The sequence below is a fragment of the Paenibacillus sp. MMO-58 genome, from assembly GCF_037146255.1.
GTDB lineage: Bacteria > Bacillota > Bacilli > Paenibacillales > Paenibacillaceae > Pristimantibacillus.
Genome location: NZ_JBBCVY010000005.1, coordinates 167,776 through 180,085 on the forward strand (window position 1 = coordinate 167,776; position 12,310 = coordinate 180,085).

11 protein-coding genes are annotated in these 12,310 nt (G+C 37.5%); 10 read left to right on the top strand and 1 reads right to left on the bottom strand.

Going from position 1 to position 12,310, the window contains the following annotated elements:
• Positions 1–46 precede the first annotated feature (46 nt).
• The 8 genes from WFJ73_RS16650 to WFJ73_RS16685 all read left to right on the top strand — a co-directional run bounded on the left by WFJ73_RS16650 (position 47) and on the right by WFJ73_RS16685 (position 8,316).
• Entirely contained in the window at positions 47–1,555 is a 1,509-nt protein-coding gene (locus tag WFJ73_RS16650; protein ID WP_336774139.1) for an alpha-glucosidase/alpha-galactosidase, read from the top strand.
• A 394-nt stretch (positions 1,556–1,949) separates the two neighbouring features.
• Positions 1,950–2,198 carry a hypothetical protein gene (locus WFJ73_RS16655; RefSeq protein ID WP_336774140.1) on the top strand — a complete coding sequence of 83 codons (249 nt, stop codon included), beginning with the start codon at positions 1,950–1,952 and terminating at the stop codon, positions 2,196–2,198.
• Between the two features lie 330 nt (positions 2,199–2,528).
• A complete protein-coding gene (locus WFJ73_RS16660; protein WP_336774141.1) occupies positions 2,529–4,277 on the top strand; it encodes an ATP-binding protein in 1,749 nt (582 codons plus the stop codon).
• A gap of 784 nt (positions 4,278–5,061) precedes the next feature.
• Positions 5,062–5,607, top strand: coding sequence for a site-specific integrase (locus WFJ73_RS16665; RefSeq protein WP_336774142.1), 546 nt, complete (start codon positions 5,062–5,064; stop codon positions 5,605–5,607).
• Between the two features lie 76 nt (positions 5,608–5,683).
• Positions 5,684–5,881 carry a hypothetical protein gene (locus WFJ73_RS16670; RefSeq protein WP_336774143.1) on the top strand — a complete coding sequence of 66 codons (198 nt, stop codon included), beginning with the start codon at positions 5,684–5,686 and terminating at the stop codon, positions 5,879–5,881.
• 113 nt (positions 5,882–5,994) lie between these two features.
• Positions 5,995–7,194, top strand: coding sequence for a DNA cytosine methyltransferase (locus tag WFJ73_RS16675; RefSeq protein WP_336774144.1), 1,200 nt, complete (start codon positions 5,995–5,997; stop codon positions 7,192–7,194).
• A 129-nt stretch (positions 7,195–7,323) separates the two neighbouring features.
• The gene (locus tag WFJ73_RS16680) at positions 7,324–7,491 is read left to right on the top strand and encodes a hypothetical protein (RefSeq protein ID WP_336774145.1); all 168 of its coding nucleotides are present in this window, start codon (positions 7,324–7,326) and stop codon (positions 7,489–7,491) included.
• 105 nt (positions 7,492–7,596) lie between these two features.
• Positions 7,597–8,316 carry a PmeII family type II restriction endonuclease gene (locus tag WFJ73_RS16685; RefSeq protein WP_336774146.1) on the top strand — a complete coding sequence of 240 codons (720 nt, stop codon included), beginning with the start codon at positions 7,597–7,599 and terminating at the stop codon, positions 8,314–8,316.
• A gap of 74 nt (positions 8,317–8,390) precedes the next feature.
• On the opposite strand, the gene WFJ73_RS16690 is transcribed toward WFJ73_RS16685, so the two are convergent.
• On the bottom strand, positions 8,391–8,969 hold the full coding sequence (locus WFJ73_RS16690) for a hypothetical protein (protein WP_336774147.1): 579 nt from the start codon (positions 8,967–8,969) through the stop codon (positions 8,391–8,393).
• Between the two features lie 199 nt (positions 8,970–9,168).
• On the opposite strand from WFJ73_RS16690, the gene WFJ73_RS16695 reads away from it, so the two are divergent.
• A complete protein-coding gene (locus WFJ73_RS16695) occupies positions 9,169–11,781 on the top strand; it encodes a DEAD/DEAH box helicase (RefSeq protein ID WP_336774148.1) in 2,613 nt (870 codons plus the stop codon).
• A 58-nt stretch (positions 11,782–11,839) separates the two neighbouring features.
• The gene (locus tag WFJ73_RS16700; protein WP_336774149.1) at positions 11,840–12,049 is read left to right on the top strand and encodes a hypothetical protein; all 210 of its coding nucleotides are present in this window, start codon (positions 11,840–11,842) and stop codon (positions 12,047–12,049) included.
• Positions 12,050–12,310 lie beyond the last annotated feature (261 nt).

Here is a 12,310-nt window from a genome sequence, read left to right on the forward strand (position 1 = left end):
GGTAACGAAAGACAACACCCTTATAGGCGAAGAGGAGGCGTTTTTTATGAGTTTTAAGGTGGCATTTGTAGGTGCGGGAAGTATCGGGTTCACGCGCGGCTTGATGAGAGACTTGCTCGCCGTGCCGGAGTTTAAGGATATTCAGGTTGCTTTTACAGACATTAACGAACATAATCTCGACATGGTGACGCAGCTCGTCCAAAGAGACATCAGCGAAAATGGCTTGTCTATCGAGATTCAAGCCACAACCAACCGCAGAGAGGCGCTTAATGATGCGCGTTACGTGTTCTGCGTGGTGCGGATTGGCGGACTTGAAGCGTTCCAGTACGATATCGACATTCCGTTAAAATACGGTATTGACCAATGCGTCGGCGATACGCTCTGCGCGGGCGGCATCATGTACGGCCAGCGCGGCATTGCCGAGATGCTGAACATCTGCAAGGACATTCGCGAGGTAGCAGAGCCCAATGCGTTGCTTCTCAACTATGCGAACCCGATGGCCATGCTGACTTGGGCTTGCAACAAGTACGGCGGTGTACGGACCATCGGCCTCTGCCATGGCGTACAAGGCGGGCATCACCAAATCGCTCGTGCGCTGGGACGTGAGAAGAAGGACGTCGACATCATCTGCGCGGGCATCAACCATCAGACGTGGTATATCTCGGTTAAGACGGATGGCGTAGATCGTACGGGGGATCTCTTGGAGGCATTCGAATCGGTGCCGGAATTCGCCCAGACCGAAAAGGTCCGCATCGACATGCTGCGCCGCTTCGGTTACTATTCCACCGAATCCAATGGTCACTTAAGCGAATACGTGCCTTGGTACCGCAAACGCGCTGATGAGATCAAGGACTGGATCGATCTTGGCGTATGGATCAACGGCGAGACCGGCGGCTACCTGCGCGTCTGCACCGAAGGCCGCAACTGGTTCGAGACCGACTTCCCGAACTGGATGAAGGCAGAGCCGTTCAAGTATACGGCTGAGAACCGCGGCGAAGAGCATGGCTCCTACATTATTGAAGGCCTCGAGACTGGCCGAGTCTACCGCGGTCACTTCAACGTCGTGAATAACGGCGTTATTACCAACCTGCCGGACGATGCCATCATCGAAGCGCCGGGTTATGTCGACCGTAACGGCATCAACATGCCGGTTGTTGGCGACCTGCCGCTCGGCCCAGCAGCCGTCTGCAACGTCAGCATCTCCGTCCAACGCATGGCCGTAGAAGCCGCCGTCCACGGCGACGACAAGCTGCTCCGCCAAGCGATGATGATGGATCCGCTCACCGGCGCGGTGTGCAATCCGAAGGAGATCTGGCAGATGGCCGATGAGATGCTCGTCGCGCAGGCGAAATGGCTGCCGCAGTATACGGAAGCTATCGCGGCAGCGGAGGAGCGGTTGGCAAGCGGCAACTTGTTGCCAACGCGGGAGAATTATCAGGGCGCTGCGCGCCTGAAGACGAAGTCGATCGAGGAGCTCAGCCAGGATAAAGAGGCTGCGACTCGCAACGCGATTGAGTCGGATAAGGCGAAGGAGCGGCCGGCGGCTGCGCATTAATATTATGTACATTTCAAAAAACTCGCTCAAACTTGAGAGAGTTTTTTGATCTTTTAAAAATTGGCTTTTTACAAATTAGTAAATTTAGTAATTGTTTTATTTAGAGGCAATATCCGAAGAACTATTATCTGTAGCATTTAAATAATAACATCAAACTCCATAATGCTAAGTGGAGTTTCAATGACACAGAGATATACTGGTTAGTCTCAGTATTAGATTTAGCTATTCCGTTAATGCAGTCCGTTAATGAAGTATAATCGTGAGAAAAATAATAGTGGTAAAACGGGTCAAAATATAAAGATTTTATAACAGTTTAGTTTATTTTAGAAATAGAATTGTGATATCTTTAAAAGGGTTATTGTCTAAAAGAAAAAAATGTAAGAGGGGGATGAAAATGAAAAGCGAAGATGAATACTTAACGGAACTAAAAGAAATAGGGTTCACAACAGAATTGTTGAATGCAAAACCTACATCAGGTCGTTGGTCAACTCATCGTGTCATAAGCGGTTTAATTATCGGTGAGCTTAAGCTCTCAGAAGAATTAGGTGAAGCGCATCTATATTTAGATGATTATTTTAGTTTTATGAAAGAAGAATCTCAACTGAAAAAGAGTTTGGAAAGCATAGGGATCCAAATACATTAAGGAAGCATATAAAATTGAAAACTGAACAGTTTTCTAAAAATTATGCAAGTGGAATAATTATATATTCTACTTGCTTTTTTGTGGTATTTGATTGTGACTATTTTGAGGTTTTTGGAGAGGTCAAAAGAAAGTCGGTAAGTTAGGGAGGCAAGTAACTTGCCATTAATTGATTGTGGCATGCTCGTGTGCTATTCTATCGCTTGATTCACGATAAATAAACTTTAATGGTTAAAAATATTTAGGACTCTATGCTTGTTAAGTAAATGTAATTATAATTATAATCAATTTATTGGAAATGTTATATTTGGTTTAGTGGAGAGGAGAGTATTAGTGGCTATCCAGACGACTATTACTTATACACCGCAAGTCTTTGTATCTAAAGAACTTAGAGAAATCTCAAGGGACTTTACCCGGCCTGAGGAAATGATACGGGAGGCTATCTCAAACTCACTTGATGCAAAAGCAAGTCAGATTCATATTTATGCATATACAGATATGACATATGGTGAGGAAGAGTTAGTTGTTGAGATAAAAGATGATGGAACGGGTATGACATTGGATGATTTGAAATTATTTTTTGATTTAGGCAGAAGTAATAAGCGAGGAAACAAAGAGGCAATCGGTGAAAAAGGGCATGGAACTAAGATTTTTTATAATAGTTCTGAAGTAATTGTATTTACCAAGTATCTTGAAAACGGAGAGATATATAAGGCAACTCTAAAAGATCCTTTTCGGCAATTAAATATAGCTGTAAACCGGGGAGTTGATGAACCACCTGAGATTACTATAGAACAATTAGATAAAGCAGATAACTATCTTGATGATTTACACTCCGGAACTTTTATCATTGTTAGGGGATACGATCGTAATAATACGGCCACATTCGGGCAAGAATTCTTGACAGATTACATAAGATGGTTTACTGCTTGGGGCAGCATAAAGAACCAAATACCTAAATCCAGCATCCCTGACTGCAAACTGTTCTTAAAAGGTGTTAATAAAGATACATATGACCAAATTCCGTATGGACACTCTTTTCCTAATGAGTGTTATGACTTCTCTGAGTTAAGATTAATTGACGACCGCAGACCGGAGAATCATTATGTTCGTAAATGGGTTAAATCTGCTCCAGTTATTGACTATCCCCAACATAAGGTAGATGTTGTTTTCTATATAGAAGGTGATGGAGCAAAAAGAATCCATAACGAAATGTTAAAATGGCCGGGTCGTCCCAAACCAGGTCGTTACAATGGAAGAGATCAATATACTGTGTCGGATAGATATGGAATTTATCTTTGTAAGGATTTTATTCCAATTCAGCGAAAGAATGAAGAATTCGCTGAAAAGTCAGAATGGACAAAATGGCATGCTTTTGTAAACTGCCAAGCTTTTGAGTTAACTGCAAATCGTGCGACGATTGAAAATACTCAAAAAAAATTGTTAAACAAAATAATCGAAACAGCACAACAAATTTTATTGGAAGAGATATTATCAACAGACGAATACTTTGAGTTTGCTGAGAAGGCAAAACTAGAAGCTGGTAGGCGTAAAGCAGAACTTGAAAAGATAAGCGTTAAGCGAAGGGTAAGTAAAGCCAGAAGTCAGCTTTTCTATAATGTTCAAAGAGATGGAAAGAGCCTTCAATTTTCTGAACCTACAAGTGAACAAGCGGTAATCTGGTTATTAGCACAACTTCTTACAGTTTGGCCAAACATTTTTACATGGAGAGCTATTGATGTAAATTCCCACTTTGGCTACGATCTTTTAATTGAACAACCTCATTATTTAACAAATAACATAGAACATAGATTTGTTGAATGTAAGTATCGATTGACAGATGGAGAAGACTTCAATCATTCATTAACATATTTGCATCAAATCATATGTTGGGAAACCCCTTTGAATGATGGAGATAAAGTATCTGATATTCAACACAAAGTTTATACATTTCAATCGAATGCACCTAATGAAGATTCACCGTACCGAAGATATTATTTGGATGATGGACGCCCGTATAAGGTTGAAGTAATAGTGTTGAAAAGGTTCTTAGAGGATTGCTATTACTTATCGAGCAGATAAGAGGTTTGTTTACTCAATCAGGTTGAGTATTACGATACGATTGTAATTTGTTTGAATACATGAATAAATGCCAGATTATAAGGGCAATGGTATTAAGTTCGTTTGCATAACTAATACTGGTATAGTCATAGTATACTGATAACAGTTGACAAGGTACAGGATTGTACCGACTGTATAAATAATTGTTATAAGATCCTGTGATCTTGTAAGCAACTCAAATGCTGCAAATGTAGTATTCATATGGGTCTAGCGGAACTGGCAGAAGCACAGAACTTTAAGATCCTGCGGTGGGTGACACCGTAATTCGTTCCGTCCTCGGCACCATTTTTTAAACCTTGCTCTTATAGGTTTTTAAAGATGTACATACTTTTATTGAAGATTGTAATCTTGTGTACTTAGTTAAGCTACACAGGATTCATGAAAAGCTAGTAATACCTCCTTTACAGTATCTGACTAAATCAGATTCTGAGAAGGAGTTTTTTTCGTTGAACTGGAGCAAATCCGTAAAAACTTTTTCATCAATCTCTACTTCTCTTCCCTCATCTTTTCTTTTTAAATCCAATCAGCGGAAAATTAACTACATATATCACACAAGTGATTGAAAAAGTAAGTTAGTTTGTATTATACACATTAGAGGACAAGCAAATCATTATGTTTCTTAGCGAAGCTTGAATTATATAGGATTATGCATTTAATATCAAATTGACTCTATAAAGAAACATATTGTATGATACTGTTATGTTTAATGATACATAACGTGTTCCGTTTGAAGGGAGGTTGATGTATGGAATTTGTTCAACCGATTAGAGACAGAGTTATTATTGAAAACATGAAAGATGTGTTAATGAAAAGTTCATATCGTGATTGGTTCTTGTTTGTATTTGGAATTAACACGGGTCTTAGAATTAGCGATATTCTTAATCTTAAAGTCAGTGATGTCAAGGATAAGACACATATCACAATTCTAGAGAAGAAGACTGGTAAGGAAAAGCGGTTTAAGATTAATGCTAACCTACAGTTAGTAATTAAGGATTACATTAAGACGTTAGATAATGATGATTGTTTATTTGCATCTAGGAAAACTAGAGAAGGAATCGGGCGTGTTCAAGCATATAAAATTCTCAATGAAGCTGCGAATAAGGTTGGTATTGCAGAGGGAATTGGAACACATACATTGCGTAAGACGTTTGGATACTTCTTTTACAAGCAAACAAAAGACGTTGCTATGCTACAGCAATTATTTAATCATTCTAGTCCAAGTATCACATTACGCTACATTGGAATTACGCAAGACCAAATGGATTCAGCAATGGATGAATTTAGCCTTTAAAATCTAGTGCCTAACGAATTTATATCATTGAGTTAATATTGGGATACTGCAATAAGTGAAGGAGTGTGCCACTTGAATGAAAAATCTAAAAACGGTGCTTTCATTTATGCAATACAATGATAAGAACGGTATGTGGAATGAATGGTACGATGAAATCCAACAAGGGGATTCAACATTCGATAAACAATATGTTATTTCTGTGCTGACTGATTGGTACAACGATAGCACAGATGAAAAGTATCTTCGAATGCTTTCCTTTGTTGAAACGTTATAATGAAGTGAAATGAATGCATACTAACTAATAGAATAACAACTCGTTAGTGAAGACAAACAAACATAACAACTACTACCAACAAAATTTATGTTTTTTCGAAAGGAGATTTTATAATGTCATACCCCGTAATATCATTGTTCAGCGGAGCTATGGGCTTAGATTTAGGACTTCGTGAAGCAGGCCTGGATATAAAAATTTCGCAAGATTTCGACCCTTGGTGTGTTAAGACAGCGGAAGCTAATGGTCATAAAAGTATACCTGGTGATATTAGAAAGTTAATCTCAGAAGACCCAGAATGTCGATTTTTACTTGAACCAGCTGGGCTTGTCCCAGGGGAAGCATTCGCAGTTGTTGGTGGGCCACCTTGTCAACCATTTAGTACAGCAGGAAAGCGACTAGGGACTAATGACCCGCGTGGCAGCTTATTTATGGAGTTTATCCAGGCTATTAGGGTAATTCGTCCAAGATTTTTCGTAATGGAAAACGTCAAAGGATTATTATCAGTTCCCTTAAAACACAAACCGTTAAAAGATAGAGAGGACAAGCATCTTGAACCTGAAGAATTACCAGGCTCTGCGTTTGAGATAATCAAAGAAACATTTACAGAACTAGGTTACAGAATTGTTTATGGTGTTTTAGATGCTGCACATTATGGAGTGCCTCAATTTAGGGAGCGTTTGGTTATTATTGGTTCTCGTGACAATGAAGATATATTCTTACCTAAGCCAACACATTTTCAAATTCACCAAGACCCGGCTAGTAGATGGAATACTTTACGAGATGCAATTGAGGTATTGGAGAATGAACCGGTGGGCCCTTGTGCAAGTTTCTCGCCTGAAAGAATTAAATTTCTTCGTGAAGTTCCAATGGGAGGGAATTGGAGACATTTACCGGAAGAACTAATACCAATTGCAATGGGCGGCGCGTATCAAAGCGGTGGAGGTAAAGTTGGCTTTTATCGGCGTTTAGACTACAATCAACCAGCTCCTACGCTAGTTACTAGTCCTGTGCAAAAAGCGACCATGCTCTGTCATCCAACACAAGACCGTCCGCTTTCGGTACGAGAGTATGCACGTATTCAACAATTTCCAGAAGATTGGAAAATAGAGGGCGGTATAAGTGATTGTTATAGGCAGATTGGAAATGCAGTGCCAATTGGTCTAGGTAAGGCAATTGGACAAATGCTAATTGCAGTTGCTAATAATGAAGCAATGATTAAAACACGAAGACTACGTGGAACGTCCGTCCATCAAAATATGAATGAAATTCACCATAGTGCTGTTGAACAAATTGCAGTTGGTAAGGCTGAATAAATTAACGTTAGGGGATAACATAAAGTTGATTAGCTGGCATTTTTACCCCAAATCTTAAGTTATACCACAACAATTGATGGCATACGTTGATAAATTTATAAACAAGTAACGGAGTATTATCAGTAATAAGTGCCTACCGCCTTTGAAGCTGATGCTTATAATAAGGAATTTGAAACTGTGTTAGAAATTGAAGCAGGACGTGCTGCAACAAATTATCAATTTCTAAAAGATTTATTTCAAGCTTGTATGATGAACAGTGTTGGTATTTGGTTATCGCTGTTCGAAATGTGTATTTAACAAATAAGGATTTTGAAAAAGTATCTTTACGTAAGTGCTAGACTTATCCTGCCAATAAAAGGTATATTAGTAATTGGCTTTTAGAAGAAGTGTGGGGGGATATTGATGATTGATGCCCATCAATTAGAAGAGAAAATAGGAGAGCTTCTTGATGAATTTTATAAAAGGCGAACAGATAAAATTACAGGGCTAAAACTAAAACAGACGCTAAAAAGAAAAAATCCATATTTATATCGTGCAATTGGAGTTCAAAAAGCATCTGAAATCGTTGAAGGTCTCTTGAGTGCCTACATGTCCAGTAGTGATGAAGGTATCTTCGGTGATGCATTCTTTGAGCCTCTTGCTAAGTTTGTTTCTGGTGGAGTGGTTTCTCCATCAGAAGGTGTGGATGTTGCTATTGAAACAAAAACTACATATAGAGCAATCGCTGTAAAAAGTGGTACTAGTGTATTTAATGCACAAAGTAAAAGGCGGCAAGTAGATGATTTTAAAGCGCTTGGGAATCGATTGCGTAAATTGCAGAAGCATTTTGACCCGATAGTTGGATATAGCTACGGGAAGAAAAAACAAAAAAATGTAGAGACTGCTGCGTTCCGGGAGTTGGCCGGTCAAGATTTTTGGGAAGAGATAACAGGAGATTCAGAATTTTATCTTAAAATTATTCGATTAATGAAAAATAAACCTCAAGAGCATTTACTGTCATATAAGCAACATTGGGATGCAGCCGTTAACCGTTTCACATTAGAATTTATTAAGGGCTTCTGTGACGTCGAAGGGAATATTGATTGGGAAAAACTCGTTCGGTTTAATAGTGGACGAAACTAGGAAAATACCCAACTCACTATGGTGAGAAGGGTATTTTTTATTATCATTTGATTATTTCATCAAGTAAGGTAATTCTAAAGTATTTGTTGAAATGCAGGGTTTCGTAAATCTAACACATAGCTATGAGTTGCATTTCCGTTAGTATCTCCTACTCTCTCTTTATATTCATGTATATCAGCAGATTCTAAAATCTTATCTAATTGAGAAAATGGAATATACCATACACCATGCATAGGATTTACCCTTGTAACATATTCTCGCCCATCTTCATAGGTAGTAACACGGCGTATTGGAAGCCATTCAACCCAAAAATATATATCTAATTCTTTTCCTTTATAATCTCTACGGTCTGTAGTATTAAATGTAACAGTGAATTGTGGATCAAGTTTATAAAGTGATGCGGCAAAGAAAGGTGTGTTTACTGTCTTTAAATCGCCAATACTAGTACCTTGAATTAGGTCAGGTGCATATACGTTATGCTCTTTTTCTGGATTAATTCCAATATTAAGCTGCTCTCCAAATTTGCTGACAAAAACATTTTCTTTTTCTATACCGTGTTGATACCAAGGACCTTTATCTTGAAGATTGTGGTATTCAACGATATTCCCTTCAATATCATACATGATTGAAGTAGATTTGGCTTTTTTTTTCATTAGATTTGTACCTCCCTGATTGTAATGAATGATATTAGATAACTTTTAATGGCAATACTTACCTGCATATTATAACTGAAAACCAATAAAAACAAACTATCAGTTTACAAATTTCGACATACTTTTCGTTTCTGGTCGAATAGAATAGGATTATATCAAAGTAAATCAAATCTTTTTGAATTTAAAAGGGGAGTTTTTGTTGACGGAGAAGAAGAAATTCGAGTTTGTTAAGCCTAAAGTAGGAAAAATTATAGAAAAAGACCCTGAGTCCATATTTAGAGAACTACAAATTCCAAATGTGAAAGGTCTATGGTCTCAACAAGCGGATATTTTACGTGATTACTATAATAATTTTAAAAATAAACAGGATATTGCAATTGAGTTACCGACTGGTACAGGTAAAACGTTAATAGGTCTACTTATTGCGGAGTATCGGAGAAGATGTAATCAAGAGCAAGTCCTTTATTTATGTCCTACTCGTCAACTTGCAAGTCAAGTTTACGCAAAAGCGAAAGAATATGGAATTAACGCAAGTTTATTAATAGGGCCACAAAATAGCTATCCTGATGATGAATACGGAGATTATGTAACAAACAAGGCAATTGCTATAACCACATATAGTGCAGTTTATAATACTAATCCAAAGTTGAACGATGCAGATACAATTATATTTGATGACGCTCATTCTGCTGAAAACTATATTTCTTCTCTTTGGACAACTGAGATAAAGAGGAAAGAGAATAAAGAAGTTTTCGAGAGTATTATTGACTTATTCAGAAACGATATTAATGATTATCATTACAACAGAATTATGAATGACGACATGGAATTTTATAAACCTATATATGACCTAATTCCATATCCCAAATACTTAGAGAAACTTCCTCAATTAATAGAGCTTCTTGAAGCTAATATTTCAAACTGTGGGAAAAGTGCTAAATACGCTTGGTCAATGATAAATGAAAATTTAGAATCCTGCCAGATGTACTTTTCTTGGGGAGAAATTAATATAAGACCACTTATTTCGCCAACTCAGACACATTCGGCTTTTAGCAGAGCTAAACAAAGAATCTATATGTCTGCTACTCTTGGCGAAGGTGGAGAACTTGAAAGAATTACAGGAGTAAGAAAAATTGATAAAATTCCAATCCCAAAAGGTTGGGATAAGTATAGTAATGGTCGCAGATTGATTTTATTCCCAAATAGGGTGTTTAATCCGGATGAGTCGATTGAAGTTGCATTGAAGGCAATAAAAAATCATGGCAGAGCATTGGTGTTATGCCCAGATAATAGAGCGGCTCAATTTTTTAAATCAAGAGTTGAAAAAGAATTACCAAGCTTTAATATTCTTCAATCTACAGATATTGAAGATAGTTTGGATTCGTTCATCTCCAAAAAAAAGGCAGTTCTTATCTTAACAAATAGATATGATGGAATCGACCTTTCGGGAGATATTTGTCGATTGCAGATTGTGTTCGGAATGCCGGAGGCGACTAATTTACAAGAGGCATTTATGTGGAATAGATTAAATGCTAATTCCGTATTAAACGAATTAGTGAAGACAAGAATAACACAAGCGCTTGGTCGTTGTACACGTTCAAGTGATGATTTCGCAAACGTTCTAATGATTGATTCAAAATTAATGAAGTTTTGTGCAAAGGTTGAAAATCGAGTAGGATTCCATCCTGAAATCCAAGCTGAATTAGATTTCGGCTTGGAAAACTCAGAAAAAATCGAAACAGTAGATGAAATGGTTGATTTCATGAACGATTTTATTACTGATGAGGACTACTATAATTCAATTAACGATGCAATAACAGAAATACGTGAAGAGTATGAGAAGAAGCCTAAAGCAGAGGTTAAAAAGCTTGTGTTAAGTGTTGAAAATGAAGTTGATTTTGTATATGCGCTATGGAAGAAAGAGTTAAGTCGTGCTCTTGAGAAAGTTAAAGTGGTTATTGAAAATTTAAGTGGTGGAAGAGAACTAGATGGTTACCGTGCCTGGTGGAATTATTTGGCTGGAAATGCGGCGTATTTAGCCAAGGGGATCCTTCCCATTGATTCAAACTTAGATAAACAATATTATTCAACAGCACTTAGAAGCACAAATGCAGTTTCGTGGCTATCAGAATTAATTCATCATATTCCTGCTGAGAAAGATGTCCCTAGAGTAGATCCTTATTTATCTACTCAGATTGAAAATATTGATTCAGTACTCAGCGGGCTAGGGCTTCATGGTCAAAAATTTGAAAAAAACATGAAACAATTTATAGATTTAATAAAGAGTGATGAATCTAAGAAGTTTGAGCAAGGTTTGGGACTGCTCGGACAGTATTTAGGATTTGACTCTGGTAAACCTATTGGCGATGGAACACCTGATGGTATATGGTCATTAAGGAATAGATTCTTAGGATTTGAAGCAAAAACTGAAGAAAATGAGAAAGACCCGGTCTATATAGATGCATGTAGACAAACAAGTGGACATAAAAAATGGATAATAGAAAATTGTAATATATCAGAAGATTCGAACGTAGATGCCATTTTAATCAGTCATAAAAGTTCAATTCGTAAAGATGCATTGCCACATTCAAGAGAGCTATATCATATTAACTGCGCTTCTATTCGTGAATTGGCTTTAAAGACAGCAGGAGTGCTTAGAAAAATAAGAGCAGTATTAGTAAAAGACCAAGGCTTCGATTTATTTACAAAGGAACATATTGGTAATACCCTAAGCGAAGAAAGTCTTACCTATCGAGATATAGAAGAGTGCTTCAAAGTAATCTCACTAGATGAACTTGATGTTGTGAATTAATATCATTAAAGGTGTTGCTGTGTAGTATGCAACACCTTTTTTATTATAGGAGGGTACAATGAAACCGAGGATAATAGGCTCTGATTCAGAAATTGCAAAGTGTATCTATTTACAAAGCAAGATAGAAGTGTGGTTTGATGGAGATATAACTGAAGTAGGAACAATAGATTCTTTTAATGGAGAAACAGTAAAAATCAATGATAACTATATAGTAAGAAAGTATTGTATCTTGAAAATAGTTGATATGAATTTTCATCTTATAAAATAAATAAAATGGATTGTCTATGCTCAGTGACTGAGCCTCTAGTCTTATAAAATTTCCATTAATAATACTTTTGCTGTTGCTCAAAGAAAATTAATTAGGAATACACCCAAATCATAAACTTAAGTACCGCCTATAAAGTTTAAGGAGGTAGGGTTAACTACGTTGAGGCATTTTGTAAATAATTTGGCAAACTGCCCAACGGTTTATCAGTGCTTAATTTTACCTCCGAATATGAAACTGACAAGTAGAATCAATATATCTTCG